This window comes from Kineococcus anabasis, from assembly GCF_054590795.1.
Genome location: NZ_BAAIHU010000009.1, coordinates 286,937 through 313,634 on the forward strand (window position 1 = coordinate 286,937; position 26,698 = coordinate 313,634).

31 protein-coding genes are annotated in these 26,698 nt (G+C 75.7%); 5 read left to right on the top strand and 26 right to left on the bottom strand.

What is annotated here, in order from left to right; genetic code table 11:
* Position 1: 1 nt before the first annotated feature.
* The 3 genes from rimI to ACYQBY_RS15810 are packed head-to-tail and all read right to left on the bottom strand — an operon-like array spanning position 2 to position 1,794.
* Positions 2-484, bottom strand: coding sequence for a ribosomal protein S18-alanine N-acetyltransferase (gene rimI, locus ACYQBY_RS15800; protein ID WP_459644834.1), 483 nt, complete (start codon positions 482-484; stop codon positions 2-4).
* Complete coding sequence (gene tsaB, locus ACYQBY_RS15805) at positions 481-1,167, bottom strand: tRNA (adenosine(37)-N6)-threonylcarbamoyltransferase complex dimerization subunit type 1 TsaB (protein ID WP_459644835.1); 687 nt, start codon at positions 1,165-1,167, stop codon at positions 481-483. Before tsaB ends, rimI begins: the two co-directional genes overlap by 4 nt.
* A 9-nt stretch (positions 1,168-1,176) precedes the next feature.
* Positions 1,177-1,794, bottom strand: coding sequence for a TetR/AcrR family transcriptional regulator (locus ACYQBY_RS15810; protein ID WP_459644836.1), 618 nt, complete (start codon positions 1,792-1,794; stop codon positions 1,177-1,179).
* Positions 1,795-1,895: 101 nt separating this feature from the next.
* Here ACYQBY_RS15810 and ACYQBY_RS15815 point away from each other — a divergent pair, with 101 nt between their 5' ends.
* The 3 genes from ACYQBY_RS15815 to ypfJ all read left to right on the top strand — a co-directional run bounded on the left by ACYQBY_RS15815 (position 1,896) and on the right by ypfJ (position 3,838).
* On the top strand, positions 1,896-2,318 hold the full coding sequence (locus ACYQBY_RS15815; protein ID WP_459644837.1) for an organic hydroperoxide resistance protein: 423 nt from the start codon (positions 1,896-1,898) through the stop codon (positions 2,316-2,318).
* 35 nt (positions 2,319-2,353) lie between these two features.
* Positions 2,354-2,806, top strand: a complete 453-nt coding sequence (locus tag ACYQBY_RS15820; RefSeq protein ID WP_459644838.1) for a DoxX family protein — start codon at positions 2,354-2,356, stop codon at positions 2,804-2,806.
* A gap of 111 nt (positions 2,807-2,917) precedes the next feature.
* Positions 2,918-3,838, top strand: coding sequence for a KPN_02809 family neutral zinc metallopeptidase (gene ypfJ, locus ACYQBY_RS15825; protein WP_459644839.1), 921 nt, complete (start codon positions 2,918-2,920; stop codon positions 3,836-3,838).
* Positions 3,839-3,882: 44 nt separating this feature from the next.
* Here the strand turns inward: ypfJ and tsaE are convergent, their stop codons facing one another.
* The 7 genes from tsaE to glmS form a co-directional block, all read right to left on the bottom strand.
* Positions 3,883-4,500, bottom strand: a complete 618-nt coding sequence (gene tsaE, locus ACYQBY_RS15830) for a tRNA (adenosine(37)-N6)-threonylcarbamoyltransferase complex ATPase subunit type 1 TsaE (protein ID WP_459644840.1) — start codon at positions 4,498-4,500, stop codon at positions 3,883-3,885.
* Positions 4,497-4,700, bottom strand: coding sequence for a hypothetical protein (locus ACYQBY_RS15835; protein ID WP_459644841.1), 204 nt, complete (start codon positions 4,698-4,700; stop codon positions 4,497-4,499). Before ACYQBY_RS15835 ends, tsaE begins: the two co-directional genes overlap by 4 nt.
* Positions 4,697-5,875: an alpha/beta fold hydrolase gene (locus tag ACYQBY_RS15840; RefSeq protein WP_459644842.1), complete on the bottom strand. Its 1,179-nt coding sequence runs from the start codon at positions 5,873-5,875 to the stop codon at positions 4,697-4,699. The genes ACYQBY_RS15835 and ACYQBY_RS15840 overlap by 4 nt, the downstream gene beginning before the upstream one ends.
* The gene (gene alr / locus ACYQBY_RS15845) at positions 5,872-7,149 is read right to left on the bottom strand and encodes an alanine racemase (RefSeq protein WP_459644843.1); all 1,278 of its coding nucleotides are present in this window, start codon (positions 7,147-7,149) and stop codon (positions 5,872-5,874) included. Before alr ends, ACYQBY_RS15840 begins: the two co-directional genes overlap by 4 nt.
* A 72-nt stretch (positions 7,150-7,221) precedes the next feature.
* Positions 7,222-8,727: an NAD(P)H-hydrate epimerase gene (locus tag ACYQBY_RS15850; RefSeq protein WP_459644844.1), complete on the bottom strand. Its 1,506-nt coding sequence runs from the start codon at positions 8,725-8,727 to the stop codon at positions 7,222-7,224.
* A gap of 125 nt (positions 8,728-8,852) precedes the next feature.
* Positions 8,853-9,206, bottom strand: a complete 354-nt coding sequence (locus ACYQBY_RS15855; protein WP_459644845.1) for a holo-ACP synthase — start codon at positions 9,204-9,206, stop codon at positions 8,853-8,855.
* A 105-nt stretch (positions 9,207-9,311) separates the two neighbouring features.
* The gene (gene glmS, locus ACYQBY_RS15860) at positions 9,312-11,270 is read right to left on the bottom strand and encodes a glutamine--fructose-6-phosphate transaminase (isomerizing) (RefSeq protein ID WP_459644846.1); all 1,959 of its coding nucleotides are present in this window, start codon (positions 11,268-11,270) and stop codon (positions 9,312-9,314) included.
* 211 nt (positions 11,271-11,481) lie between these two features.
* Between glmS and coaA the strand changes: the two genes are divergently transcribed.
* The gene (gene coaA / locus ACYQBY_RS15865) at positions 11,482-12,411 is read left to right on the top strand and encodes a type I pantothenate kinase (RefSeq protein ID WP_459645105.1); all 930 of its coding nucleotides are present in this window, start codon (positions 11,482-11,484) and stop codon (positions 12,409-12,411) included.
* Between the two features lie 45 nt (positions 12,412-12,456).
* Here the strand turns inward: coaA and glmM are convergent, their stop codons facing one another.
* The 4 genes from glmM to ACYQBY_RS15885 all read right to left on the bottom strand — a co-directional run bounded on the left by glmM (position 12,457) and on the right by ACYQBY_RS15885 (position 16,792).
* On the bottom strand, positions 12,457-13,821 hold the full coding sequence (gene glmM / locus ACYQBY_RS15870) for a phosphoglucosamine mutase (protein WP_459644847.1): 1,365 nt from the start codon (positions 13,819-13,821) through the stop codon (positions 12,457-12,459).
* A 145-nt stretch (positions 13,822-13,966) separates the two neighbouring features.
* A complete protein-coding gene (gene rpsI, locus ACYQBY_RS15875) occupies positions 13,967-14,464 on the bottom strand; it encodes a 30S ribosomal protein S9 (protein WP_459644848.1) in 498 nt (165 codons plus the stop codon).
* 38 nt (positions 14,465-14,502) lie between these two features.
* Positions 14,503-14,946, bottom strand: a complete 444-nt coding sequence (rplM, locus tag ACYQBY_RS15880; protein WP_459644849.1) for a 50S ribosomal protein L13 — start codon at positions 14,944-14,946, stop codon at positions 14,503-14,505.
* A gap of 163 nt (positions 14,947-15,109) precedes the next feature.
* Positions 15,110-16,792 (bottom strand): ATP-binding cassette domain-containing protein, encoded by a 1,683-nt coding sequence (locus ACYQBY_RS15885; RefSeq protein WP_459644850.1) that lies wholly within the window; start codon positions 16,790-16,792, stop codon positions 15,110-15,112.
* Positions 16,793-17,147: 355 nt separating this feature from the next.
* Here ACYQBY_RS15885 and rsgA point away from each other — a divergent pair, with 355 nt between their 5' ends.
* Entirely contained in the window at positions 17,148-18,266 is a 1,119-nt protein-coding gene (gene rsgA, locus ACYQBY_RS15890; protein WP_459645106.1) for a ribosome small subunit-dependent GTPase A, read from the top strand.
* Positions 18,267-18,309: 43 nt separating this feature from the next.
* Here the strand turns inward: rsgA and ACYQBY_RS15895 are convergent, their stop codons facing one another.
* From ACYQBY_RS15895 to rplO, 12 genes are all read right to left on the bottom strand, one after another.
* A complete protein-coding gene (locus tag ACYQBY_RS15895) occupies positions 18,310-18,807 on the bottom strand; it encodes a SixA phosphatase family protein (protein ID WP_459644851.1) in 498 nt (165 codons plus the stop codon).
* A gap of 68 nt (positions 18,808-18,875) precedes the next feature.
* Entirely contained in the window at positions 18,876-19,715 is an 840-nt protein-coding gene (gene truA, locus ACYQBY_RS15900; RefSeq protein WP_459645107.1) for a tRNA pseudouridine(38-40) synthase TruA, read from the bottom strand.
* Between the two features lie 86 nt (positions 19,716-19,801).
* The gene (gene rplQ / locus ACYQBY_RS15905; RefSeq protein ID WP_459644852.1) at positions 19,802-20,425 is read right to left on the bottom strand and encodes a 50S ribosomal protein L17; all 624 of its coding nucleotides are present in this window, start codon (positions 20,423-20,425) and stop codon (positions 19,802-19,804) included.
* Positions 20,426-20,488: 63 nt separating this feature from the next.
* On the bottom strand, positions 20,489-21,502 hold the full coding sequence (locus tag ACYQBY_RS15910) for a DNA-directed RNA polymerase subunit alpha (RefSeq protein WP_459644853.1): 1,014 nt from the start codon (positions 21,500-21,502) through the stop codon (positions 20,489-20,491).
* Between the two features lie 189 nt (positions 21,503-21,691).
* On the bottom strand, positions 21,692-22,099 hold the full coding sequence (rpsK, locus tag ACYQBY_RS15915) for a 30S ribosomal protein S11 (RefSeq protein ID WP_459644854.1): 408 nt from the start codon (positions 22,097-22,099) through the stop codon (positions 21,692-21,694).
* Positions 22,100-22,202: 103 nt separating this feature from the next.
* A complete protein-coding gene (gene rpsM / locus ACYQBY_RS15920) occupies positions 22,203-22,583 on the bottom strand; it encodes a 30S ribosomal protein S13 (RefSeq protein ID WP_459644855.1) in 381 nt (126 codons plus the stop codon).
* A 167-nt stretch (positions 22,584-22,750) separates the two neighbouring features.
* Positions 22,751-22,864: a 50S ribosomal protein L36 gene (rpmJ, locus tag ACYQBY_RS15925; protein ID WP_003956441.1), complete on the bottom strand. Its 114-nt coding sequence runs from the start codon at positions 22,862-22,864 to the stop codon at positions 22,751-22,753.
* Between the two features lie 64 nt (positions 22,865-22,928).
* Positions 22,929-23,150, bottom strand: coding sequence for a translation initiation factor IF-1 (infA, locus tag ACYQBY_RS15930; protein ID WP_012084955.1), 222 nt, complete (start codon positions 23,148-23,150; stop codon positions 22,929-22,931).
* A 173-nt stretch (positions 23,151-23,323) separates the two neighbouring features.
* On the bottom strand, positions 23,324-24,154 hold the full coding sequence (gene map, locus ACYQBY_RS15935) for a type I methionyl aminopeptidase (RefSeq protein WP_459644856.1): 831 nt from the start codon (positions 24,152-24,154) through the stop codon (positions 23,324-23,326).
* Positions 24,155-24,179: 25 nt separating this feature from the next.
* On the bottom strand, positions 24,180-24,755 hold the full coding sequence (locus ACYQBY_RS15940; protein ID WP_459644857.1) for an adenylate kinase: 576 nt from the start codon (positions 24,753-24,755) through the stop codon (positions 24,180-24,182).
* Entirely contained in the window at positions 24,752-26,053 is a 1,302-nt protein-coding gene (secY, locus tag ACYQBY_RS15945; protein WP_459644858.1) for a preprotein translocase subunit SecY, read from the bottom strand. The genes ACYQBY_RS15940 and secY overlap by 4 nt, the downstream gene beginning before the upstream one ends.
* Before the next feature lie 191 nt (positions 26,054-26,244).
* Positions 26,245-26,697 (bottom strand): 50S ribosomal protein L15, encoded by a 453-nt coding sequence (gene rplO, locus ACYQBY_RS15950; RefSeq protein ID WP_459644859.1) that lies wholly within the window; start codon positions 26,695-26,697, stop codon positions 26,245-26,247.
* Position 26,698: the final 1 nt, after the last annotated feature.

A 26,698-nucleotide genomic window follows, 5' to 3' on the forward strand; every position in this document is an offset into this window, starting at 1 on the left:
CTCAGCCTGCCGGCCGGCCCAGGCGGCGGCGCATCACGACCGCGTCGCCGCCGTCGGGGTAGTAGCGCGCCCGCAGCGCGAGCCGCTCGAAACCCGCGCCCTCGTACAGCCGCAGCGCCGCGGTGTTGTCCGAGCGGACCTCCAGCAGCAGCACGGTGGCGCCGCGCCCGGCGGCGACGGCGGCGAGCGCCTCCAGCAGCGCCCGGCCGGTCCCCCGCCGCTGCCCGGCGGGCACCACCGCGAGGGTCTGCACGTCCGCGTCGGCACCGTTGACCATGACGCCGCCGTAGCCCACGAGCAGCCCGTCCCGCTCGGCGACGAGGTAGTGGCGGCTGGGCTGCGCGAGCTCCGCCCAGAACGTCTCCGCGGACCAGGCGGTGGCGCCGAACAGCTCCTGCTCGTGGGGCAGGAGCGTCTCCAGGTCCCACCAGCGCACCGGCCGCAGCACCACGCCGGGGGCTGTGGCGTCCCCGGGGCCGCTCACGCCGTGACGCGCTTGCGGGCACCGGGTTCCACCGCGTCGGGGCGGCGCAGGTAGAGCGGCTCCGGCGGCAGCAGCTCCAGCCCGCCCCGCCCCGCCAGGGCGTCGGCGGCGATGCGCAGGAGGTGGGCGGCGTCCACGTCCCGCGGGCCGTCGCCGTCGTGCCCGGGCAGGGGGCCCAGGGCCTCGGGCCAGAGCGCGGCCCCGCTGCCCACGACGCGCACGCCGGCCCGCTCCACCGCCGCGGCCGGACCGACGTCCGGTCCCGTCAGCCGCCGCAGGGGGGTGCCGCCGTAGCGGGCGGAGTGGACCTCGCGGCGGCGGGCGTCGGTGGCGACGACGAACTCCTCCCCCGGGGCGACCGCGCCCGTGGCGAGCGCCTCCGCGGCGAGGGCGTCCAGGGAGCACACCCCGTGCACGGGGACGCCGAGGGCGAGCCCCAGCGAGGCGGCCGTCACGAGGCCGACGCGCAGGCCGGTGAACGGCCCGGGGCCGACCCCGACGGCGATGCCGGTGATCTCGTCCCGGCGGCGCCCGGCGCGCCGGAGGACCTCCGCGACGGCGGGCACCAGGGACTCGGCGTGGCGGCGGGCGTCGTCGGCGCGCAGCGAGGCCGCCGCCCCGTCGGGGCCGCCGACGGCGACGGCGGCGGCGGAGGTGGCGGTGTCGAGGGCGAGCAGGAGCACGGTGCGAGCCTAGGCGGTGGAGGCGTGCGGGCCGCGGTGCGCGCCGAGCAGGTCCTCGACCCCGGCGCCCAGCGTCTCGCGGGCCTGCTCGGGCGAGGTGAGGTAGCCGGCCATCATCGCCCCGTCGCGCAGCACCATCCAGCGGCGCCCGGCGGCCGCGGGGTCGGGGTGGCCGGTGCGGGCGAACGCCCCGGCGACCGCGGACTCCAGCCACCGCCGGTGCTCCAGCACCGCCCGGCGCACGGGGCTGTCCGGGTCGGGGTGCTCCACGGCGGCGTTGAGGAAGGGGCAGCCGCGGAACCCCGGCCCGCACACCTGGTCCCCGGTCGCGGCGGTCAGGCCGGTCAGCCACGCGGCGGCATCGGCGGCGTCCGGCGGCGGGTCGCCGGCGCGCTCGCGCACGGTGCGGTCGACGTCGCGGAGGTAGGCGACGACGAGGGCCTCCTTGCCGGGGAAGTGCCGGTAGAAGGTGGCCCGGGTGACGGAGGCCTCGCTGACGACGCGGTCGACGCCGACCGCGCGCAGGCCCTCGGCGTAGAAGAGGGCCGAGGCGGTGCGCAGCAGCCGCTCCCGGGCCGCGGAGGGCCGCTCCGCCGTCGCCCCCGGGGGCTGGACCTGCCCGCTCACGGGGCCACGGTAACCCCGTCCGGCGGCTTGACCGCGGGCCGCACCTGCGGTGGACTGGCCCCGCCAAGCAGAACGAACGTTCTTTCTTTTCCGGAGGTCCCGTGCCCGCCGTCTACACCGCCACCGCCACCGCCACCGGGGAGGGCCGCAACGGCCGCACCCGCACCTCCGACGGCCTGCTCGACGTCGACCTCGCCGTGCCGGCGGAGATGGGCGGCCCCGGCGGTGCGCTCAACCCGGAGCAGCTCTTCGCCGCCGGCTACGCGGCCTGCTTCCACAGCGCGCTCAAGGCCGTGGCCCGCCGGCACGGGACGAGCTTCGCCGACTCCGCGGTCACCGCCGAGGTCGGCATCGGGCCGGGCGCCGACGGCGGCTTCGGGCTGGAGGTCACCCTGCGCGTCGAGCTCGGCGGCGTGGACCAGCGCACCGCCGAGGAGCTGGTGGAGGGCGCGCACCGGATGTGCCCGTACTCCGCCGCCGTGCGGGGCAACGTCCCCGTCACCCTGGAGACCACCACCGCCTGACCAGGCGCCGACGCCCCCCGACCCCAGGAGGACCCGTGAGCACTCTCCCGCAGGCGGCCCGCGCCACCGGCCAGACCGCCCTCGGCCTCGCCCTGCTCGGCGCCGGCACCGGGCACCTGACGACCCTGCGGCAGGAGTTCCAGGCCCAGGTGCCCCCGTGGCTGCCCCTCGACCCCGACCTCGTCGTGGTGGCCTCCGGGATCGTCGAGCTCGGGCTCGGGGCGGCGCTGCTCGTGCTGTGGCGGCAGCCGGCGCGGGCCGTGGCGGGCGCGGTCACGGCCGCCTTCTTCGTGGCCGTCTTCCCCGGCAACGTCTCGCAGTACCTCACCGGCACCGACGCCTTCGGCCTCGACACCGACCGGGCGCGGGCCGTGCGCCTGGTGTTCCAGCCCGCGCTGGTGGCCTGGGCGCTGTGGTCGACGGACGCGCTGCGCACCCGGCGGGAGCGGCGCCGCACGAGGACCTCCCTCCCGGCCCGGCGCGGGTAGCCGGCCTCCCCCGGTCGGCCCCGTCCCGCGCGGGCCCGACGGGCGGCATCGCGCGATCACCAGCAGGGTGTGCGCCGGGCGGTGGTCGCCCGCGGCACGAGAGGGGTGGTCATGAGGTACCGGGACGACGCGAGCCTGGACACCGGCAACGTCCGGGACCGGCGCGGCGGCGGGGGCCGGGCAGTAGCCCTCGGCGGCGGCGGGCTCGGCGTCGTCGGGCTGCTCGTCGTGCTCCTGGTGCAGGTCCTCGGCGGCGGGGGCGGCACGGGCGGCGCGGGCGCGGCACCGCAGTTCGGGCCCGTCCTGGACCAGCTCGGCCAGGGGCAGACCGCGAGCACCGGGGAGCTCGCCGCCTCCTGCCGCACCGGGGCCGACGCCAACGCGCGCACCGAGTGCGCCGTCGTCGCCGACATCGAGTCCATCCAGGACTACTGGGCCGGCGCGCTCGGCTCCCGCTACGTCCCCGCCGACACGGTGTTCTTCTCCGGTGGCACGCAGTCCGGCTGCGGCGCGGCCTCGTCGGGCACCGGGCCCTTCTACTGCCCCGCCGACCAGCTCGTGTACATCGACCTGTCGTTCTTCGACGACCTGCGCACCCGCTTCGGGGCCGCGGGCGGCGCCTTCGCCAACTCCTACGTCCTGGCCCACGAGTACGGCCACCACGTGCAGCACCTGCTCGGCACCGCGGGCGCGGTGGACCACCGCGTCACCGGGCCCGACAGCGGGAACGTGCGGCTGGAGCTGCAGGCCGACTGCTACGCGGGCACGTGGGCCCGCCACGCCACCACGGTGCCCGACGACTCCGGCGCCCCCCTCATCAGCGAGATCACCGACGAGGACGTCGCCCGCGCCCTGGACACCGCCGGCCGCATCGGCGACGACTTCATCCAGACACAGCTCGGCGACGGCAGCGCGGACCCCGGCACCTTCACCCACGGCACGTCCGAGCAGCGGCAGCGCTGGTTCACCACCGGCTTCCGGACCGGCGACCCCGTGCGGTGCGACACCTTCGCCTCCGCCGACCTGGGCTGACGGCGCGGGCCCAGGCCGCGGGTCGTGGCTCCCGGCAGGCAGGCCTAGGCCCGCGGCGCCGCCGCGCCGGCGGGCAGCTCCACCCCGGCCCAGCGCCCGCCCACGCCGCGCAGCACCACCCGGCGCGGCTCGTCCACGTCGCCGTGCTCGCCCGCGCTCCCGTGCCCGCCGTCCTGGCCGCCGTCCTGGCCGCCGTCCTGCTGGGGACCGCCGGCCGGGGGGTGGCCCGTGCGCCGCTGCAGCGCCACCTCCAGCCGCGCCTCGGCGAGGTCCTCGACCAGCCCGGAGCCCCACTCCACGACCGTCACGGCCTCCGCGAGGTCCGCGTCCAGGTCCAGCTCGTCCAGCTCCCCCAGCGACCCGACGCGGTAGGCGTCGGCGTGCACGAGCACCGGCCCGCCGACGAGGGAGGGGTGGACGCGCGCGATGACGAACGTCGGCGACGTGATGGGCCCGCGCACCCCCAGGCCGTCCGCGATCCCCTGCACCAGGGTGGTCTTGCCGGCGCCGAGCCCACCGGAGAGGACCACCAGGTCCCCCGCCCGCAGCAGCCGCGCCAGGCTGCGCCCCAGCTCCCGCGTGCCCTCCGCCGTGGGCACCTCGAACTCCACCGGGCCCACACCCACCCCCGTCCCCGCACCCGTCGCACCCGTACCCGTCATCCCTGCCCCCGTCCCGCTCCCGTGACCCGGTCCGCGGAGGCCGCCGACGCGGCGAACGCCCCGCCCCACCCGCGCAGGCTCTGCGGCGTCGAGGTGAACCCGTGGCGCAGCAGGACACCGCGGCCGGGGCCCGACGGGTGCGCGAACGGCTCGGCGCCGGGCAGGACCGCCGCCCCCGGCCGCACGCGGCCCGGGCTCACCGGTGCCCCCGCCGCGGGGAGCGCCCCGCCCTGCTCCCGGCCCGCGGGACACGCCTGCGGGGCGCGGACGGCAGCGGCGGGGTGACGACCTCCACCGGCCGCGGCCCCGGCGACGGCTCCCCCGCCGCGCAGGCCCGCTCCAGCAGCCCCAGCAGGCGCGGCGTCACGACCCGCGGGTGCTCCAGCATCACGAGGTGACCCGCGTGCCGGACGACGACGTGCTCGCAGCCCGGCAGCAGCCGCGCGATCTCCTCGCTGTGCGAGGCCGGCGTCATGAGGTCACGCTCCCCGGCCAGCACCAGCACCTCCCGCCCGGCCAGCGCCGTCAGCGCGGCCCGCTCGTCGTGGGCGCTGAACGCGGGCAGGAAGTCGGAGATCACCTCCACGTGGGTGCTCGCGATCATGCGGGCGGTGAAGCGCGCCAGCTCGTCGGAGACCGGGGAGGCGTAGGACCAGTGCCGCACCAGCCGCTGCTCCACCTGGCTGGTCAGCTGCCGTCCCCGCTCCACCAGGCCCGCGCGCCGGGCGGCCGCCGCCAGGGCGTACGGGGCGGCGCGCGCCACCCACGGCCCCACGACCCCGAGACCGTGGTCGACGGAGGCGAGGTCGCCGGCGCTGGTGGCGATGAACGCGACACCGCGGACCCGCTCCGCCACCAGGCGGGGGTGCGCCGCAGCCAGCGCCATGACGGCCATCGCGCCCATCGAGTGCCCCACCAGGACCAGCGGTCCCGACGGCGCCACCGCGGCGAGGACGCGGTGCAGGTCGTCGCCCACCTGCTGGATGTTCCCCGAGCCCGCGGGCCCGCGCGCCGAGCGCCCGTGCCCGCGGTGGTCCCACAGCACCGTCCGGTACCGCTCGCGCAGCGCGGCTCGCTGGAAGTGCCAGGCGTCGAGGTTCAGCCCGTAGCCGTGGCTCAGGACGACGGTGGGGCCGGGGGCGTCCGCCGGGCCGTCGACCTCCACGTGCAGGCGCGTGCCGTCGGAGGCGAGGACCTCGACCGGCTCCCCGCGCAGGCTGCCGTACTCGTCGGGGCCGCCCCGGTCGTCGTCGGCGCGGGCCCGCCGCCGCGCCGAGCGCAGGCCCGGAGGCAGGCCGTGGTTCAGGGCGCGGTCGACGGCCATCGCCGCCGCCCCCGCGCCGACGACCACCAGGCCGAGACCGACCCGCCTCACCGCGCCGCCCCGGCCTGCACCTGACCGACCGCTTCCCCGGCCTGCACCTGACCGACCGGTCCCCCGGCCTGCACCTGACCGACCGGTCCCCCGGCCTGCACCTGACCGACCGCTTCCCCGGTCCAGCGCCGGGGCACCCGGGAGCCGAGGCGCGTGACGATCTCGTAGGAGATGGTCCCCGCCGCCTCCGCCCAGTCCTGCGCCGTGGGTTCCTCCGGGCGCCCGGCCGCGGCCCCGGCACCGAACAGGACCACCCGCTCCCCCGCCGCAGCGCCCGGCCCGGCGGGCCCGAGGTCGACGACGAACTGGTCCATGCACACCCGCCCGGCGACGGTCGTGCGCCGCCCGGCGACCAGGACGGGACCGGTGCCCGAGGCGTGCCGCGGGATGCCGTCGGCGTACCCCAGCGGCACCAGGCCCAGAGTGGTGTCCCGGGCGGTGGTGTACGTGCCGCCGTAGGACACGGCGCTGCCCGCGGGCACGTCCTTCACCAGGGCCAGTCGCGCGCTCAGCGTCATCGCCGGCAGCAGCCCCAGCTCCCGCGGCCCGGCGACGTCCGGCGCCGGGGACAGCCCGTACAGCGCGATGCCGCAGCGCACGAGGTCGTAGCGGGCGGCCGGGTTCGTCACGGTCGCGGCGGAGTTGGCCAGGTGCCGCACGTCCGGGGTGACACCGTGCCCGGCGGCCACGCGCAGCGCGTCCTCGAACGCGGTGGTCTGCGCCGCGTTCGAGGGGTCCTGCGGCACGTCGGCGCTGGCGTAGTGCGACCACACCCCCGCCACGTGGACGGCGCCCTCCGCGGCGTGCTCGGCCACCGCCCGCAGCAGGTCCGGCCAGCCGGCGGGCGCGCACCCGTTGCGGGACAGGCCCGTGTCGATCTTGAGGTGCACGCGGGCGGTGCGGCCGGTGGCGCGCGCGGCCGCCACCGCGTCCCGCAGCGCCCACCGCGAGGACACCGAGACGTCGACGTCGGCCCCCACGAGCGGCGCGAGGTCGGTCCCGGGCGGGAACAGCCACGCCAGCAGGGGCGCGGTGATCCCGGCGGCACGCAGCTGGAGGGCCTCGGCGGGCTGGGCGACCCCGAGCCACGTGGCCCCGCCGGCCAGCGCGGCGCGCGCGCAGGGCAGGAGGCCGTGCCCGTAGGCGTCCGCCTTGACCACGGCCATCAGGGCCGCGCCTCCGGCGGCCGCCCGCAGCGCCGCCGCGTTGGCGCGCACCGCCGCGAGGTCGACGACCGCCTCCGCGAAGGGTTCCGCTCCGGGCGCTGCGTCCACCGTCCGACCCTACCCGGCGCCCACCGGCGCAGCGCCGCGGCGGAACGGCGCCGGTGCGGGCGGCGCCGCGGCTCAGGCGCCGGTGCCGTCGGTCTCGTGCCAGCCCGGCAGGCTGGTCAGCGCCGCGGGGACGGCCTCGGCCACGTCGAGCGCCGCGACGGGCCCGCCCGCGCTCGCCAGCGTCGCCGCCCGGCCGTGCAGCACGGCCGCGTCCGCCGCCAGCGCCCCCGCGATCCCCGGCTCGGCCTGCACGTCGTCGGCGCGGGCGGCCAGGAGCGCGCCGAGGATCCCGGCCAGGACGTCCCCCGCCCCGGCGGTGCCGAGCCACGGCGTGGCCGAGGCGGCGGTGCGGACGGTGCCGTCGCAGCCGACGACGACGGTGGTGGCGCCCTTGAGGAGCACCGTCGCCCCGGTCAGCCCGGCCGCCGCGCGGGCGTGCTCCAGCGGACGGGCCTCCACGGCGGTGCGCTCGGTGTCGCGGCCGCGGGCGGTGAGGAGCCGGGCCAGCTCCCCCGCGTGCGGGGTGAGGACGCGGGTGCCGTCGGTGCGGGCGGGCAGCGCGGGCAGCGCCCCGGCGTCGACGACTGCCGGCTCCCCGGACTCCAGCGCCTCGCGGATCCGGCGGCCCTGCGCCTCGTCGTCCGGGTCGACCCCCGGGCCGAGGACCCACGCCTGCACCCTGCCCGCGCCGGGCACCACCTCGGGACGGCGCTGGCGCACGAGCTCGGTGGGGTGCTCCGGGCCGAGGTAGCGGACCATGCCGGCACCGGCCCGCACGGCGCCCTCCACCGCGAGCAGCGCGGCACCGGTGTAGGACGGCCCACCGGCGACGACGCCCACCACGCCGCGGGAGTACTTGTCGTCCCCCGGACCGGGGCGGCGCCACCGGGCGGCCACGTCGGGCTCCTCCACGCGCAGCACCGCCGGGGCGGGGAGGTGCCCGCCGATCCCGATGTCGACGACGTCGAGGCGGCCGGTGCGCGAGCACGCCGGGGGCAGCAGCAGACCCGGCTTGGCGGTGCCGAACGTCAGGGTGCGGTCCGCCGCGATGACCGGCCCGTCGACGACACCGGTGTCGGCGTCGATCCCGCTGGGCAGGTCCACGGCGACCACGACGGGCCGGGCCGCGCCCGCGGCGGCGAGCCGCGCGGGCAGCACGTCCAGGGGCGCGCGCAGCCCGCCGCTCCCGCCGATGCCCACCACGCCGTCGAGGAGCAGGTCGGCCGCGAGGCAGTACGCCGGGCCGTACCCGTCCCAGGGACGCACCCGCCCGCCCGCGGCGCGCAGCGCGGCGAGACCGGCGGCGTGGGCGGTGGCGGCCGTGGTGAGCGCGAGGACCTGCACGCCCCGGCGGGCCAGCAGCGCCCCGGCCAGCAGCGCGTCCCCGCCGTTGTCGCCGGAGCCGGCCAGGACGACGGCCGAGCGCCCGTAGAGCCCGCCGGTGGCCCGGCGCAGCTCCTCGGCGCAGGCGGTGACCAGGGCCGCGGCGGCCCGCTGCATGAGGGTGCCCTCCGGCAGCCCCGCCAGGGCGGCGGCCTCGGCGGCACGGACGTCGGCGACCAGGTGCGACTCGATCACGGCTGCGGCTCCCTGCGCTGCTCGGCGGGACGGGCGGTGCGGTGCTCAGGCGCCCTCGGCGGTGCTCAGGCGCCCTCGGCGGTGCTCAGGCGCCCTCGGCGGTGCTCAGGCGCCCTCGGCGGTGCTCAGGCGCCCTCGGCGACGACCATCGCGGAGGCGATCCCGGCGTCGTGGGACAGGGAGAGGTGGAAGCGCTCCACGCCCAGCTCCGCGGCACGCGCGGCGACGCTGCCGGAGACCTCCACGCGCGGGCGCCCGCCGTCCTCGCGCACCACCACCACGTCCGTCCAGCGCAGCCCCACCGGCGCGCCGAGGGCCTTGGCGACGGCCTCCTTCGCGGCGAACCGCGCGGCGAGGGAGGCCGCGGGCAGGCCGCGCTCCCCGTCGCCGAAGAGGCGGTCCAGCAGCCGCGGGGTCCGCTCGACCTGCCGCACGAAACGCGCGATGTCGACGACGTCGATCCCCACTCCGACGATCACTGGCCACCCCTCCGCACGGCACCCGGGCGCCGCCAGCGTGGCACGCGGCTCCCGGGGCCGGTCAGCGGGGGTGGCTCCCTGGGCGGTGCCCCGTCCCACGGTGCCTCACTCGACGGTGACGGACTTGGCCAGGTTCCGCGGCTGGTCCACGTCCAGGCCCTTGGCGGTGGCCAGCTCGCACGCGAACACCTGCAGCGGCACGACCGTCAGCAGCGGCGAGAGCAGCGTGGACGTCTGCGGGACCCGGATGACGGTGTCGGCGTACGGCTCGACGTCGGTGTCGCCCTCCTCGGCGATGACGAGGGTGCGCGCGCCGCGGGCCCGGATCTCCTGGATGTTGGAGACGACCTTGGCGTGCAGGGAGTCCCGCCCCCGCGGGGAGGGCACGACGACGAACACCGGCTGGCCGGGCTCGATGAGCGCGATCGGCCCGTGCTTGAGCTCCCCCGCGGCGAAGCCCTCGGCGTGGATGTAGGCCAGCTCCTTGAGCTTCAGCGCCCCCTCCATCGCCACGGGGTAGCCGACGTGGCGGCCGAGGAACAGCACCGAGCGGGTGTCGGACATGTACCGGGCGATGGCGCGCACCTGCTCCAGCCCGTCGAGGACCTGCCGGAGCTTGTCGGGGATCTCCTGCAGCTGCGCCAGGACGGCGGCGATCTCGTCGGCGAACTTGTTGCCGCGGATCTGGGCCAGGTAGAGCCCCAGGAGGTAGCAGGCGGTGATCTGGGCGAGGAACGCCTTGGTGGAGGCGACGGCGATCTCCGGGCCGGCGTGGGTGTACAGGGCGGCGTCGGACTCGCGCGGGATGGTGGAGCCGTGGGTGTTGCAGATGGCCAGCACCCGCGCGCCCTGCTCCCGGGCGTGCCGCACCGCCATGATCGTGTCCATGGTCTCCCCGGACTGGGAGATCGCCACGACGAGGGTGCGCCGGTTCACCACCGGGTCGCGGTAGCGGAACTCGTGGGCGAGCTCCACCTCCACCGGGATGCGGCACCAGTGCTCGACGGCGTACTTGGCGACCTGCCCGGCGTAGGCGGCGGTCCCGCAGGCCACCACCACGATCTTGTCGATGCTGCGCAGCTCCGACTCGTCGAGCTTCATCTCGTCGAGCACGAGCCGCCCGGCCGCGTCCGTGCGGCCGAGCAGGGTGTCGGCGACCGCCTTGGGCTGGTCGTGGATCTCCTTGGCCATGAAGGAGGGGTAGCCGCCCTTCTCGGCGGCGGCGGCGTCCCAGTCGACGTGGAAGCGGCGGCCCTGGACGGGCGAGCCGTCGAAGGAGCGCACCGACACCTCGTCGGCGGTGATGGTGACGACCTGGTCCTGGCCGAGCTCCAGCGCGTCGCGGGTGTGCTCGATGAACGCGGCCACGTCGGAGCCGAGGTAGTTGGCCCCGGAGCCGAGGCCCACGACGAGGGGGGAGTTGCGGCGGGCACCGACGATGGTGCCGGGGACGTCGGCGTGGACGGCCAGCAGCGTGAAGGCCCCCTCCAGGCGGCCGCACACCTGCAGCATCGCCTCGGTGAGGTCCCCCGCCTGCTGGTACGCCCGCCCCAGCAGGTGCGCGACGACCTCGGTGTCGGTCTCGCTGGCGAAGGTCACGCCGTCCTCGAGCAGCTGCGCCTTGAGCACCGCGAAGTTCTCCACGATGCCGTTGTGGATCACGGCGACGCGGCCCGTGGCGTCGAGGTGGGGGTGGGCGTTGGCGTCGGTGGGGCCACCGTGCGTCGCCCAGCGGGTGTGGCCGATGGCGGTGCCGGAGGCCGGCAGCGGCTCGTCGGTGAGGGCCTGGACGAGGTTGGCGAGCTTGCCGGCGCGCTTGCGGACGGCGACGGCCCCCTTGACGGCGCCGCCGGAGACGCCGTCGGCGGCGCTCTCCAGCACGGCGATGCCGGCGGAGTCGTAGCCGCGGTACTCCAGGCGCCGCAGCCCGGCCAGGACGACGGCGGTGCCGTCCGCCCCCTCCCCCGTCCCACGTCCACCCGCGTGTCCCCCCGCAGGTCCACCCGCGTGTCCTCCCGCGGTGGTGCCCGGGCTGGTCCCGACGAATCCGACGATGCCGCACATGGACACCGAGGGTACGTGCCCGCCGGGCCGCCGCGGCCCGGGTGCCGGGGCCCGCCCTCCCGCTCGCGCCCGGCCGGGAGGGCGCCTGCTCCCCGGCGCCACGGTTGGCGCCCGGGGCAACGGGTACCGTTCCGACGTGAACCCGGTTCGCGCGACCGCTCCGTGGCCGTCCCCGCCACGCCCCGCCCCCGCCAGGGAGGCGGCCGGGCCGCTGTCGCCGTACGTGGTGCTGGACCGGGAGGCGTGGAGCCAGCTGCGGGCCTCGACGCCGATGACGCTGACGGCCGCGGACCTGGCGCGCCTGCAGGGCCTGGGCGAGCGGATGGACCTGCGCGAGGTGGAGCAGGTCTACCTGCCGCTCTCCCGCCTGCTCACCCTGTACGTCCGGGCGGTGGGGCGCCTGCACGCGGCGACGTCCACGTTCCTCGGGGACAGCGGCGCGCGGACCCCGTTCGTCATCGGCATCGCCGGGTCCGTGGCGGTGGGCAAGTCCACCACGGCGCGCGTCCTGCGGGAACTGCTGTCGCACTGGCCCGAGACCCCGCGCGTGGAGCTGGTCACCACCGACGGTTTCCTGCTGCCCAACGCCGAGCTGGAGCGCCGCGGGCTGATGGGGCGCAAGGGGTTCCCCGAGTCCTACGACCGCCGGGCGCTGCTGCGGTTCCTCACCGCGGTGAAGTCCGGTGCCCCGGAGGTGCGCGCGCCGGTCTACTCGCACCTGGTGTACGACATCGTGCCGGGCGAGCAGATCGTGGTGCGCCGCCCGGACGTCCTCATCGTGGAGGGCCTCAACGTGCTGCAGCCCTCCCGCGCGCGGGCCGACGGCACCCAGGGGCTCTCGGTGAGCGACTTCTTCGACTTCTCCGTCTACGTCGACGCCCGCACCGAGGACGTCCGGCAGTGGTACGCCGAGCGGTTCCTGCGCCTGCGGCAGACGGCGTTCAGCCGGCCGGAGTCGTACTTCCACCGCTACGCGGGCCTGACGGACGAGGAGGCGGTGCAGTTCGCGCACCGCGTGTGGCACGACATCAACGAGCCGAACCTGCTGGAGAACGTGCTGCCCACGCGCAGCCGCGCCACCCTCGTGCTCGGCAAGGGGCCCGACCACTCCGTGCGCAAGGTCATGCTGCGCAAGCTCTGAGCCGCACCGCCTCGCGCACGGCGCCGCCCGCGCCGGGGCGGAGGTTCAGCCCACGCGGTCCAGGGCGAGGCGTTCGCGCACGACGTCGGCGAGGCGGTCGGCGACCTGCTGGGCGTGCTCGGAGCCGGCCGCCTCCACCATGACCCGCACCAGCGGCTCGGTGCCCGAGGGGCGCAGCAGGACGCGCCCGGTGCCGCCCAGCTCCTCCTCCGCCGCGGCGACGGCCGCGGCGACGGCCTCGTCGGAAGCGGCACGCGACTTGTCCACCCCGCGCACGTTCACCAGGACCTGCGGCAGGCGCTGCACGACCCCGGCGAGGTCGGCGAGGCTGCGCCCGGTGGCCGCCATCCGGGCCAGCAGCAGCAGCGCGGTGAGCACCCCGTCGCCGGTGGTGGCGTGCGCGGGCAGCACGACGTGCCCGGACTGCTCCCCGCCGATGCTGTAGCCGCCGGCGTTGAGCGCCTCCAGGACGTAGCGGTCCCCCACGGCCGTCTCGACCAGCCGGACGCCCTCGCGCTCCATCGCCAGGCGCAGGCCGAGGTTGCTCATGACCGTCGCGACGAGGGTGCGGTCGGTGAGGGTGCCGGACTCCAGCATCGCCAGCGTGAGCACCGCCATGATCTGGTCGCCGTCCACGACCTCCCCGGCGGCGTCGACGGCGAGACAGCGGTCGGCGTCGCCGTCGTGGGCGATCCCGGCGTCCGCCCCGAGCTCGCGCACCGCGGCGCGCAGGGGCCCCAGGTGGGTGGAGCCGCAGCCGTCGTTGATGTTCAGCCCGTCCGGCTCGGCGCAGATCGCCGTGACGCGGGCACCGGCGGCCTCCAGCACGCGCGGGGCGACGGAGCTGGCGGCACCGTTGGCGCAGTCGACGACGACGTGCAGGCCCTCCAGGCGGGTGGGGACGGCGGCCAGGACGTGCCGCACGTACTCCGCGGCGGCGTCCTCCTCGACCTGCGGGCCCCGGATCACCCGACCGACACCGGCACCGGTGGGCCGGTGCGCGGGCCCGGCGGCGAGGTGCTGTTCGATCTCGTCCTCGACGTCGTCGCCGAGCTTGGCGCCGCCGCGGGCGAAGAACTTGATGCCGTTGTCGGGCATGGGGTTGTGGGAGGCGGAGAGCATGACGCCGAAGGCGGCGCCACGGGCCGCGACGAGGTGCGCGAGCGCCGGGGTGGGCAGGACCCCCACGTCCTCCACGTCCACCCCGGCGCTGGCGAGCCCTGCGACGACGGCGGCGGTGAGGAACTCCCCGGAGGCCCGCGGGTCGCGTCCCACGACGGCCCGGGGCCGGGGGCCGGAGCCGGCGCCGAGGACCTCCGCGCCGGCGACGGCCAGGCCCAGGGCCGTCTCCGCGGTCAGGTCCACGTTGGCCAGTCCCCGCACGCCGTCGGTCCCGAAGAGTCGTCCCACTCTCGTCCTCCCTCGATGGTGTCCCGCACGACGAACGGCCCCGGGGTCCCCCGGGGCCGTTCGTCGTCTGCACGCACACCGGCGGCACCTGCCCGGGTGGGCGGGTGCCCGGTCCCGGCGGGACCGGGCAGCCGGTGCGGTGGGATCAGCGCTTGCTGTACTGAGGCGCCTTGCGGGCCTTCTTCAGACCGGCCTTCTTGCGCTCGATGACCCGGGCGTCACGGGTGAGGAACCCGGCCTTCTTCAGCGCGGGGCGGTTGGCCTCGGCGTCGATCCCGTTCAGCGCGCGGGCCACCCCGAGGCGCAGCGCGCCGGCCTGGCCGGAGACACCGCCGCCGTGGATGCGGGCGATGACGTCGAAGGAGCCCTCGAGCTCGGTGACGCGGAACGGCTCGGCGACCAGCTGCTGGTGCACCTTGTTCGGGAAGTACGACTCCAGGTCGCGCCCGTTGATCGTCCAGCGGCCGGAGCCGGGGACGATGCGCACGCGGGCGACGGCCTCCTTACGGCGGCCGGTGGCCGCACCGGGGGCGATGATGCTCGACCCGCCGGTGCGCGGCTGGGTCGACTCGGTGGTGTACGTGCCGGTGAAGTCGTCGGACTCGGTGACGTCCTCGACGTCGTCGGTCGTGATCTCGGACACTGTTCTCCTCAGTCAGTTCGCAGCGGGCGCGGAGTGGCTCACTGCGCGACCTGGGTCAGCTGGTACGGCTGCGGCTGCTGCGCCGCGTGCGGGTGCTCGGGACCGGCGTAGACCTTCAGGTTCTTCAGGATCTGGCGGCCCAGCGTGTTCTTGGGGAGCATGCCGCGGATCGCCTTCTCCACGGCCTTCTCCGGGCTCTTCTCCAGCAGGTCCGTGTACTTCGTGGCCTTGAGGCCGCCGGGGTACTGGGAGTGCCGGTAGGCGATCTTCTGGTCGCGCTTGGAGCCCGTCAGGGCGACCTTCGCGGCGTTGACGATGATGACGTAGTCACCGCCGTCGACGTGCGGCGCGAACGTCGGCTTGTGCTTGCCGCGCAGGAGGATGGCGCTCTGGGACGCGAGGCGGCCGAGCACGACGTCTTCCGCGTCGATGACGTGCCAGCGACGCTCGACGTCGCCGGGCTTCGGGGTGTACGTGCGCACAGGCCTGGCCTTCGTTCTCGATGTGGTCATCGGGGGGCGCGCCCGCGGGGACCTGGACGGTTCCGCACATGAGGGCACAACGGCACACGACGATACCGGGCGTGCACCTCGGGGGTCAAAACGCGGTGCACCGCGGGCGAACGGCGCACGACGCGCCGGCGCCTCAGCGGGCCCGCGCGACCCTCGTCTCCTCCCACACCGGCTCCGGTTCCTCCCGCACCCGCCCGTCCGCGCCGAAGACGAGGAAGCGGTCGAAGCCGCGGGCGAACCAGCGGTCGTGCGTGACCGCCACCACCGTCCCCTCGAACGCGGCCAGCGCCTGCTCCAGCGCCTCGGCCGAGTACAGGTCCAGGTTGTCCGTCGGCTCGTCGAGCAGCAGCAGCGTCGCGCCGGACAGCTCCAGCAGCAGGATCTGCAGCCGCGCCTGCTGCCCCCCGGAGAGCTGCTCGAAGCGCTGCTCCGCCGCCCCGGCCAGGCCGTAGCGGTCCAGCGCCCGGGAGGCGGCCTCCCGCTCCAGGCCGCCGCGGTGCTCGTCCCCGCGGTGCAGCACGTCCAGCAGCGTGCGGCCCACCAGCCGGGGCTGCTCGTGGGTCTGCGCGAACCAGCCCGGCCGCACCCGCGCCCCCAGCCGCGCCGTCCCCGAGTGCTCCACCGGCGACACCGGCGCCTCCGAGACCGGCCGGTGCTCCGGGGAGGGGTCCGAGCCGCCCGCCGCGAGCAGGCGCAGGAAGTGCGACTTGCCCGAGCCGTTGGACCCCAGCACCGCGAGGCGGTCCCCGAGCCAGACCTCCGCGTCGAACGGGCGCATCAGGCCGGTCAGCTCCAGCCGCTCGCAGACCACCGCCCGCTTGCCGGTCCGCCCACCGCGCAGCCGCATCCGCACCTGCTGCGGCACGGGCGGGGCCTGCGGCGGGCCGGCCTCCTCGAAGCGCTGCAGCCGGGTCTGCGCCGCGGCGTAGCGCGAGGCCATGCCGTCGTTGAACTTCGACTTCTCCCGCAGCGTGACCACCAGGGTGCGCAGCTTCACCCGCTCCTCGTCCCAGCGCCTGCGCAGCTCCTCCAGCCGCTCGGTGCGCGCCGCGCGCGCCGCGGCGTACGTGGCGAAGGAGCCGCCGTGCACCCACGCCACCGCCCCGAGCGGACCCGGCTCCAGCGTCACGATGCGGTCCGCCGCCGACGCCAGCAGCTCCCGGTCGTGGCTGACCAGCAGCACGGCCTTGGTGGTGGCGCGCAGCTGCTCCTCCAGCCACCGCTTGCCCGGCACGTCGAGGTAGTTGTCCGGCTCGTCGAGCAGCAGCACCTCGTCGTCGCCGCGCAGCAGGGCCTCCAGCACCAGGCGCTTCTGCTCGCCGCCGGAGAGGGTGCGCACGAGGCGGTGCTGGCAGCGGTCGAACGCGACGCCGAGCGCGGCGGTGGTGCACTCGTCCCACACGACCTCCGCCTCGTAGCCGCCCGCGTCGGCGAAGTCGGCCAGGGCCTGCGCGTAGCGCATCTGCTCGCGCTCCTCGTCGCGCTCCAGCATCGCCGTCTCCGCGGCGTCCACGGCCGCGGCGGCCGCGCGCAGCGCCGGGGGCGCCACGGAGGCCAGCAGCTCCCGCACCGTGGTGTCGTCGCGCACCGACCCGACGAACTGCCGCATCACGCCCAGGGAGCCGGTGCGGGCGACCGACCCCGCCTGGGAGGGCAGGTCCCCCGCGACGAGCCGCAGCAGCGTCGTCTTGCCGGTCCCGTTGGGTCCGACGAGGGCCGTGGTCACCCCCTCGGGCACGCGGAAGGACACCGCGTCGAGCAGCGGCCGCCCGTCGGGCAGCTCGTAGCCGACGTCCTGGAGGTCGAGGAAGCCCACGCACGGAGTGTGCCGCCCCCGCGCCGCCGCGCGCACCGGCATTCCCCCGCCCGCCGGCTCCACCCGCACCCGCGGAAAACCCCGTGCCGCGCCCGGCCGCCGGGGACTAGCGTTCCCGGCACAGCGCCGGTGCCACCGGCGGGACGAGGAGGAGGTGGGGACCGTGACCGTCGTGCAGCACGTCCTGAGCCCCCTCCCCCGCACCCGCCGCCGCTGAGAGCCCGGCGGGGCAACCCGCCAGGAGCCCGAAGTGCACCAGCAGTCCAGCCCCACCCCGCAGACCACGTCCCGGCCCACCCCGCAGACCACCCCGGGGGCCACCCCGCAGACCCCGCCACCGGGCCCCCCGGCGCCGCTGGAGGCCCTCCAGGAGCCCGGGGGCACCTCCGGGCAGCCGGACACCGTCCTGGCCCGCTACGGCTGGGACGGGACGTGGGCGGCCGTCTGGGAGGCCACCTGCGCCTCTGCCCCCGGCGCCGGCCTCCCCCGCCGGGTCCCCGGCCGCGTCGCCCGCCGGGACCGGGACGCGTGCGACGTCCTGACCGCCTCCGGCACCGTGCGCGCGGCGGTCCCGGCCGCGCTGGCCGCCGACCCCTCCACCGCTCCCGCCACCGGCGACTGGGTCGCGCTCGGCGACGGCGCCGGCAGCGGGCCCCGGCTGGAGGCGGTGCTGCCCCGCCGCAGCGCGCTCCTGCGCCCCGACACGGGCGGGCGCTCGCTGCCGCAGGTCCTCGCCGCCAACGTCGACGTCGTGCTGGTCACCGTCCCCCTCGACGTGCGGCTGCGCCTGGGCCGGGTGGAGCGCCTGCTCACCCTGGCGTGGGACAGCGGCGCGCGGCCCGTCGTGGTCCTGACGAAGACGGACCTCGTGGACGACCCCGCCCCGGAGGTGGAGGAGGTCGCGGCCGCCGCGCCCGGTGCGGACGTCGTCGCGGTGAGCACGCTGACCGGCCAGGGCCTGGCCGGGCTCGCCGCGGCCGTGACGGGCACCGCCGTGCTCGTCGGGCCCTCCGGCGCCGGCAAGTCCAGCGTCGCCAACGCCCTCCTCGGGTACGACGCCGTGGCCGTCGGGGCCGTGCGCGGCGTCGACGGCAAGGGCCGGCACACCAGCGTGCGCCGGGAGCTGCTGCCGCTGCCGGGCGGGGGCGTCCTCGTCGACACCCCCGGGCTGCGGGCCGTCGGGGTGCCCGAGGGCGCCGACGGCCTGGCGCGGACCTTCTCCGACGTCACGGATCTCGTCGCCGGCTGCCGTTTCGCGGACTGCGGGCACACCGTCGAGCCCGGCTGCGCGGTGCTGGAGGCCGTCGCGGACGGGGGCCTGCCGCAGCGCCGGCTCGACAGCTACCGCCGGCTGCAGCGGGAGGAGGCGCACACCGCTGCGCGCACCGACCAGCGGCTGCGGACGGAGCAGCTGCGCCGGTGGAAGACCATCGCCCGCGAGCAGCGGCGGCTGCGCGGCGAGCGGGGACGCTGACGCACCCCGTCCCCGCCCCGCGCGCACGCGACGGGGGCGCGCCTCAGAACAGCTCGTCGGGGTCGTGCGGGGCGCGCGCGGTGTGCACGCGGGTGACGGTGCACCCGTGCGGGCCGGCGTCCGCCCAGTCCCCCGGCACCTCCACCACCGCGATCCCCGTCGTGGCCAGCTCCAGGACCTCGGTGGCGAGGTCCTCCACGAGGACGCTGAGGCCGGGGTTGTGCCCGACGAGCACGACCGCCCCCGGCTCGTCGAGGCCGCGCACCACCAGCAGCAGGTCGCCCAGGGACGCCTCGTACACCCGCTCCTCGGTCACCACCGGCGGCGCGGGGTCCCACGCGGTGAGCAGGGCGTTGGTGGTCTCCTCGGCGCGCCGGGCCGGGGAGGTCACCACCAGTCCCGGGGCGGGCACGTTCTCCCGCAGCCACTGCGCCGCGGCGACCGCGTCCCGCCTGCCCCGGGGCGACAGGGGGCGGTCGAAGTCGGGGAGGCCTGCGGGGCTGGCGGCCTTGGCGTGACGGACGACGACGAGCGTGGGCATCCGCACAGACTGCCCGAACCGGCCGCCCGCCGTGGCCCGCTCGCCGGGTTCACCGCGCCGCCCGCGCCTCAGGGTGCCGGCAGCTCCCGCACGGCGCGGGCCTGGCGTGCCCGCAGCGCCAGCTCCTGCGGCGGCGGGTAGGACACCTCCTCCAGGGTCAGCCCGTGCGGCGGGACCACCGCGACCGCCCCGTCGCGGCGGCGTGCGCCCAGGACCTGCGCGGGCCAGGCCTCCTCGCGACGGCCCTCCCCCACGGGCAGCAGCGCCCCGACGAGCGCGCGCACCATGGAGTGGCAGAAGGCGTCCGCCTGCACGTCGGCCACGAGCAGCCCGTCCTCCGCGCGCCGCCAGGAGTAGCGCAGCAGCGTGCGGATGGTGGTGGCCCCCTCGCGGGGCCGGCAGAAGGCCGCGAAGTCGTGCAGTCCCACCAGCCGCGCCGCCGCGGCGTCCATGGCGCCCGCGTCGAGGGGGCGCCGCCACGCGAGCACGTCGTGGCGCCTCAGCGGCTCCGCCCCGGCGGGGTGGTCGCTGACGCGGTAGGCGTAGCGGCGCTGCACGGCGGAGAAGCGCGCGTCGAAACCCGCGGGGGCCTGCGACGCGGCGTGCACCCGCACGTCGGGCGGCAGCACCCCCGCCAGGCGCCGCACGAGGGCCTGGGCCGGGGGCCGGTCGGAGCGGCCCGGCAGCGCGCTCCACGCCGCGGCGGGCACGTCGGCGTGGGCGACCTGCCCGCGGGCGTGCACCCCGGCGTCGGTGCGCCCGGCCACGACGAGCCGCGGGGGCGCCGGGAGGCGCAGCACGCGCTGCAGCCCCTCGGCCAGGGTCTGCTCGACGGTGCGCAGGCCGGGCTGGGCGGCCCAGCCGGAGAAGCCGGTGCCGTCGTAGCCCAGGTCCAGGCGTACGCGCAGCGTCTCCTGCGCCGGGACGCGGCCGAGCCCGCCGCTCCCCTGGTCGGGGAGGGCGGGCTCGGGACCGCGCACGGGCCTGAGGTCGCTCAGGCCTTGCCCTCGCCGTCGGCGGGCTGGTCGGCCTCGCCGCCGTCGGCCTGCTGGGCGGTCTCGCCGCCCTCCACGCCCGGCTCGACGTCGGCGGTGGTGAGGGTGCCGGTGTCCTCGGCGATCGCGTCGCCCTCGTGCGTGGCGGCGCTGGGCTGCGTCGCCTCGGTCGTGCCCTCGGCCGCCAGCTCACCGGTGGTCGCGACCGGCGCGGCGGCGGCCGCGGCCCGCTCCGCCTCGCGGACGGTGGCCTGCTTGGCGCTCACCGGCTCCATGACGAGCTGGATGACCGCCATGGGGGCGTTGTCGCCCTTGCGCGGGCCGATCTTCACGATGCGGGTGTAGCCACCCTGGCGCTCCGACATGGCCGGGGCGATCTCGGTGAAGAGGAAGTGCACGACGCTCTTGTCGCGGATGGTCTGCATGACCCGGCGACGGTTGGCGAGGTCACCGCGCTTGGCCTTGGTGATGAGGTGCTCCGCCAGCGGGCGCAGGCGCTTGGCCTTGGCCTCGGTGGTGGTGATGCTGCGGTGCTCGAAGAGCTGGGTCGCGAGGTTCGCGAGGATGAGCCGCTCGTGCGCCGGCCCGCCGCCGAGCCGCGGACCCTTGGTGGGGGTGGGCATGGTTGTCGATCTCCTCGGGGTGGTCGCCGTGGCGCCCGGGTCAGGGGCGCCACGGCCGGTCGGTCAGAGCTGCTCGTCCTCGGCGAAGGACGTGTCGTCCTCCTCGAAGTCGTTGACGACGGCGCTCGGGTCGAACCCGGGCGGGCTGTCCTTCAGGTGCAGACCCATCCCGGCGAGCTTCGCCTTGACCTCGTCGATGGACTTCTGCCCGAAGTTGCGGATGTCGAGGAGGTCGGCCTCGCTGCGCGAGACCAGCTCCCCGACGCTGTGGATGCCCTCGCGCTTGAGGCAGTTGTAGGAGCGGACGGTGAGGTCCAGCGCCTCGATCTCCAGCGCGAGGTCGGCCGCCAGGGCGGCGTCGGTGGGCGAGGGGCCCATGTCGATGCCCTCGGCGTCGACGTTGAGCTCCCGGGCCAGGCCGAACAGCTCCGTCAGCGTCTTGCCGGCGGAGGCGACGGCGTCGCGCGGGGGGATCGAGCGCTTCGTCTCGACGTCCACGACCAGCCGGTCGAAGTCCGTGCGCTGCTCCACGCGCGTGGCCTCGACCTTGTAGGTCACCTTCAGCACCGGCGAGTAGATGGAGTCGACCGGGATGCGGCCGATCTCCTGCTCACCGGTCTTGTTCTGCTGCGCCGAGACGTAGCCGCGACCGCGCTCGACGGTCAGCTCCAGCTCGAGCTTGCCCTTGGCGTTGAGCGTGGCGATGTGCAGCTCGGGGTTGTGGACCTCCACCCCGGCGGGCGGGGCGATGTCGGCGGCGGTGACGACGCCGGGTCCCTGCTTGCGCAGGTACATCACGACCGGCTCGTCGTGCTCGCTGGAGACGACGAGGTTCTTGATGTTGAGGACGAGCTCGGTCACGTCCTCCTTGACGCCCGGCACGCTCGTGAACTCGTGCAGCACGCCGTCGATGCGGATGCTCGTGACCGCCGCGCCGGGGATGGACGAGAGCAGCGTGCGGCGCAGCGAGTTGCCCAGGGTGTAGCCGAAGCCCGGCTCCAGCGGCTCGATCACGAACCGGGAGCGGTAGTCACCGATGACGTCCTCGGTGAGCGTGGGGCGCTGTGCGATGAGCACTGCATCTCCTTCCCGCGGACGTCCGCCATATGACGTCCCGCGAACCCGTCGGCATCGGTCCACCGGCGGGGTCCTTCACGACTGCTGGGAGCCGGCCTCCTCGGTGGAGGGCTCCCGCGTGTTCTCGCACCGGTGCCGGGCCCCCGGTGTGACCAGGGGCCCGGCGCGGCGCGGAGCACGCCGGCGGCGTCAGACGCGGCGGCGCTTGGGCGGACGGCAGCCGTTGTGCGGGCTGGGGGTCACGTCCTGGATCGCGCCGACCTCCAAGCCGGTGGCCTGGAGCGAGCGGATGGCCGTCTCACGGCCGGAACCCGGACCCTTGACGAACACGTCGACCTTGCGCATGCCGTGCTCCTGCGCACGACGGGCAGCGGCCTCGGCCGCCATCTGCGCGGCGAAGGGCGTCGACTTGCGGGAGCCCTTGAAGCCGACCTGGCCGGCGGAGGCCCAGGCGATGACGGCGCCCGTCGGGTCGGTGATCGACACGATCGTGTTGTTGAACGTGCTCTTGATGTGGGCGTGGCCGTGGGAGACGTTCTTCTTCTCCTTGCGGCGCGGCTTGCGCGCGCCGGTGGCCGTGCGGCTCTTGGGGGGCATGCGGTGAACTCCAGGGAACGACGTGGCAGGTCCGCACCGGCGGCGTGACCTCGGGGCGCTGCGAGCGGGGCGCTCGCGGGAGAGGCGGCGAGGCCGCCGGGTGTTACTTGCGGCCCGGCTTCTTCTTGCCGGCGACGGTGCGCTTCGGTCCCTTGCGGGTGCGCGCGTTGGTCTTCGTGCGCTGCCCGCGCACGGGCAGGCCCCGGCGGTGACGCAGGCCCTCGTAGCTCCCGATCTCCACCTTGCGGCGGATGTCGGCGGCCACCTCGCGGCGCAGGTCACCCTCGACCCGGTAGTTGCCCTCGATGTGGTCGCGCAGCCGGACGAGCTCGTCGTCCGAGAGGTCGCGCACCCGCGTGTCCGGGCTGACGCCGGTCGCGGCCAGCGTCTCCTTCGCACGGGTGCGGCCGACGCCGAAGATGTAGGTGAGCGCGATCTCCGCCCGCTTCTCGCGGGGCAGGTCCACGCCGACGAGACGTGCCATGTGGTTGTTCCTCTTCCATCACGGAGGTCTGCCGCAGCACCGCTCCCGCCCCGTGGGGCGGGTCCCCGGCCTCCGACCGGGGGTGTCCCCCGGCTCGGCGGCCGGGGAGGTGCTGCGCTCTGGGGTGCTGGACCGTCAGCGGTCCGCTACCGCGGTCCGCCGGTGGCTCAGCCCTGGCGCTGCTTGTGGCGCAGGTTGTCGCAGATGACCATCACGCGCCCGTGGCGGCGGATCACCTTGCACTTGTCGCAGATCTTCTTGACGCTGGGCTTGACCTTCATCACGTCTCCGGTCGTGCGGGCACCCGCATGCGCCCGGGTGGACGTGCGGGACCTGCGGCGGCTGTCACTTGTAGCGGTAGACGATGCGCCCGCGGGACAGGTCGTAGGGGCTGAGCTCGACGACGACCCGGTCCTCGGGGAGGATGCGGATGTAGTGCTGCCGCATCTTCCCCGAGATGTGGGCGAGCACCTTGTGACCGTTGCTCAGCTCGACGCGGAACATCGCGTTCGGCAGGGCCTCGATCACGGTGCCTTCGATCTCGATGACGCCGTCCTTCTTCGGCATGTCCTCCGCTTTTCCGTCAGGGCTCTCGAGGTGCTGTGGGCCGGACACACCCCTGCGCCGAGGAGCAGGCGTACCGATCGAACGGTAGGCAGGGCGGACCGAGGATCGATTCTAGTGGACTGTGGACGTGGAACGAAATCGCGGGAACGCCGCGGGAACCGGGCCGGCGGGTCTCAACCCTGCGCCGCCAGCGCCGACAGCCGCGCGCCGCGCTCGCGCAGCTCGGCCGCTCCCCCGTCGGGTGCCGTCAGGACCCACAGCCCGTCCTCCAGCACCGCCACCGTGTGCTCCCAGTGCGCCGCGCGGGAGCCGTCGGTCGTGACGACGGTCCACTCGTCCTCGAGCACGGCGGTGTCCTCGCCACCACGGGTGCACATGGGCTCCACGGCCACGCACAGCCCGGGCCGCACCTTCGGCCCGCGCTCGCGCACCCGGTAGTTCAGCACCTCCGGCGCCTGGTGCATCTGGGTGCCGATGCCGTGTCCCGTGTAGCCGTCCACGATGCCGAGGCGCCCGTCGACGCAGTCCTCGACCGCCGCCCCCACGTCCCCGAGGCGGCCGCGGCCGTCCAGCGCCGCGATGCCCGCCCAGAGCGCGCGGCGGGTCACCTCGACCAGCTCCGCGTCACCTGGGTCGGCGGGCTCGCCCACGACGGCGGTGAACGCGGAGTCCCCGTGCCAGCCGTCCACGACCGCGCCGCAGTCCACCGAGACGACGTCCCCCTCGCGGAGCACCCGGTCCCCGGGGATGCCGTGGACGACGACCTCGTTGACGGACACGCACAGCGTCGCCGGGTAGCCGTGGTAGCCCAGGAAGGAGGAGGTGCCGCCACCGGAGCGGATCACCTCCGCCGCCACCGCGTCCAGGTCCGCCGTCGTCACGCCCGGCCGCAGCTCCGCGCGGACCCGCTCCAGGGCGCCTGCGGTGAGGACCCCGGCGCGGCGCATGCGGCGCACCTGCTCCGGGGTCTTCCACTCGATCCGGTCCCGGGAGAAGACGCTCACACCGGGACCCGGGCGGCCGCTGCCCTCAGGAGGGCTCCTGCCCGAGAGCGGCCAGCATGCGCGCGGTCACCTCGTCGATCGGCCCGAGGCCGTCGACCCGGCGCAGCAGGGCGCGCTCGGCGTACACCTCCACCAGCGGGGCCGTCTGCTCGGCGTAGACGCGCTGCCGCTCGCGGATGACGTCCTCGGTGTCGTCGCTGCGGCCCTGCTCGCCGGCGCGCGCCAGCAGCCGGCGCACCAGCTCGTCGCGATCGGCCGTGATCTCCACGACCGCGGCGAGCTGCAGCCCCGCCTCCGAGAGCATCGTGTCGAGCTCGCGCACCTGGTCGGTGGTCCGCGGGTAGCCGTCGAGGATGAAGCCGTCCACCACGTCCGCCTCGGCCAGCCGGCTGCGCACCATCGCGTTGGTGACCTCGTCGGGGACGTACTTGCCCGCGTCGATGTACTCCTTGGCGGTCACCCCCAGTTCTGTCCCCTGGGCGACGTTGGCCCGGAAGATGTCGCCGGTGGAGATGGCCGGCACGCCGAGGCGCGCGGCGAGCCGCGCGGCCTGCGTGCCCTTGCCCGCGCCGGGCGGGCCCAGGAGGACGAGACGGGTCATCGCAAGAATCCTTCGTAGTTCCGCTGCTGCAACTGGGACTCGATCTGCTTCACCGTCTCCAGACCCACGCCGACCACGATGAGGATCGACGTACCCCCGAAGGGGAAGTTCTGGTTGGCGTTGAAGAGCACCAGTGCGATCAGCGGGATCAGGGAGACCAGACCCAGGTAGAGCGCGCCGGGAAGCGTGATGCGAGTGAGGATGTAGTCAAGGTACTCGGCCGTCGGCCGCCCGGCCCGCACCCCGGGGATGAAGCCGCCGTACTTGCGCATGTTCTCCGCGACCTCGTCCGGGTTGAACGTGATCGCCACGTAGAAGTACGCGAAGAAGATGATGAGCAGGAAGTACAGGGCCATGTAGAGCGGGTGGTCGCCGCGCACCAGGTACCGGTCGATCCACAGCACCCACTCCGCGCGCGGGTCGTTGAACTGCGCCACCAGCGCGGGCAGGTACAGCAGGGAGGAGGCGAAGATGATCGGGATGACGCCGGCCATGTTGACCTTCAGCGGGATGTACGTGCTCGTCCCGCCGTACATCCGCCGGCCGATCATGCGCTTGGCGTACTGCACCGGCACGCGGCGCTGCGACTGCTCCACGGCCACGACCGCGGCCACCACGAAGAGGCCGATGAAGATGACGGCCGCCATGATCCCGTAGCCGTTCTCCCGGCCGATCGCCCAGATCGAGGTCGGGAAGGTCGCGGCGATGGACGTGAAGATGAGCAGCGACATGCCGTTGCCGACACCGCGCTCGGTGATCAGCTCGCCCATCCACATGATCAGGCCGGTACCGGCGGTCATCACGAGCACCATCAGCGCCAGGATGTGGACGCTCTGGTCGGGCACCACCTGCGCCGTGCACTGCGCGCCGAAGAGCCGCGAGGGCTCGCGCGCGATGGACACGTACGTCGTCGACTGCAGGATGGCCAGGGCGATGGTGAGGTACCGCGTGTACTGCGTCAGCTTCGCGGTGCCCGTCTGCCCCTCCTTCTTCAGCTCCTCGAAGCGCGGGATGACCACGGTGAGCAGCTGCACGATGATGCTCGCCGTGATGTACGGCATGATCCCGAGCGCGAAGACGGACAGCTGGAGGAGCGCTCCGCCGCTGAAGAGGTTGACCAGCCCGAGGAGGCTGCTGCTGGTCCTGGCCTGCTCCAGACACTCCTGCACGGCGGTGTAGCTGACCCCGGGAGTGGGGATGAAGGAGCCCACCCGGAAGATCACGATGATGCCGAGCGTGAAGAGGAGCTTCCGGCGCAGGTCCGGCGTCCGGAACGCCCGAGCCAAAGCGGTGAGCACGTGACCTCCTGCACCGCCGTGAGGGCGGAGTGCTGACGCTGATGGGTGGTGCCTGTCGGTGGTGCGGGGACTGACCCCGCCGGTGACGACCCCGCCTCCGGCGCATCGACCCTACCCCGTGCGGGAACGGGAACGCGGCGGCAACGGACCGTTGCGTCGTGCTGTCCGTTGCCGCCGCGTCCGGCCGGCCGTCAGAGCTGGGTGGTGCTGCCACCCGCCGCGGTGATCTTCTGCTCGGCGCTGGCCGAGAAGCGGTGCGCGCTCACCTGCAGCGCCACGCCGACCTCGCCGGTGCCGAGCACCTTGACGAGGTGGCCCGCACGGACGGCGCCCTTGGCGACGAGGTCCTCCACGGTCACCGTCCCCCCGTCCGGGAAGAGCGAGGCGAGCTTGTCCAGGTTGACAACCTGGTACTCGACGCGGAACGGGTTCTTGAAGCCGCGGAGCTTGGGCAGCCGCATGTGCAGCGGCATCTGCCCGCCCTCGAAGGCCTCGGGCACCTGGTAGCGGGCCTTGGTGCCCTTGGTGCCGCGCCCGGCGGTCTTGCCCTTGCTGGCCTCACCGCGGCCGACGCGGGTCTTCGCCGTCTTGGCGCCCGGTGCCGGGCGCAGGTGGTGCACCTTGAGCACGTGCTCGTTCGCCATG

Bases quoted from the DNA above. Each gene is read 5' to 3' on its own strand.
- ypfJ (WP_459644839.1), top strand. From the start codon at position 2,918: ATGAGGTACCGGGACGACGCGAGCCTGGACACCGGCAACGTCCGGGAC.
- tsaE (WP_459644840.1), bottom strand. From the start codon at position 4,500: ATGACGGGTACGGGTGCGACGGGTGCGGGGACGGGGGTGGGTGTGGGC.
- glmS (WP_459644846.1), bottom strand. From the start codon at position 11,270: ATGTGCGGCATCGTCGGATTCGTCGGGACCAGCCCGGGCACCACCGCG.
- ACYQBY_RS15895 (WP_459644851.1), bottom strand. From the start codon at position 18,807: ATGCCCACGCTCGTCGTCGTCCGTCACGCCAAGGCCGCCAGCCCCGCA.
- rplQ (WP_459644852.1), bottom strand. From the start codon at position 20,425: ATGCCCACCCCCACCAAGGGTCCGCGGCTCGGCGGCGGGCCGGCGCAC.
- rpsK (WP_459644854.1), bottom strand. From the start codon at position 22,099: ATGCCCCCCAAGAGCCGCACGGCCACCGGCGCGCGCAAGCCGCGCCGC.
- rpsM (WP_459644855.1), bottom strand. From the start codon at position 22,583: ATGGCACGTCTCGTCGGCGTGGACCTGCCCCGCGAGAAGCGGGCGGAG.
- rpmJ (WP_003956441.1), bottom strand. From the start codon at position 22,864: ATGAAGGTCAAGCCCAGCGTCAAGAAGATCTGCGACAAGTGCAAGGTG.
- infA (WP_012084955.1), bottom strand. From the start codon at position 23,150: ATGCCGAAGAAGGACGGCGTCATCGAGATCGAAGGCACCGTGATCGAG.
- ACYQBY_RS15940 (WP_459644857.1), bottom strand. From the start codon at position 24,755: ATGACCCGTCTCGTCCTCCTGGGCCCGCCCGGCGCGGGCAAGGGCACG.
- rplO (WP_459644859.1), bottom strand. From the start codon at position 26,697: ATGGCGAACGAGCACGTGCTCAAGGTGCACCACCTGCGCCCGGCACCG.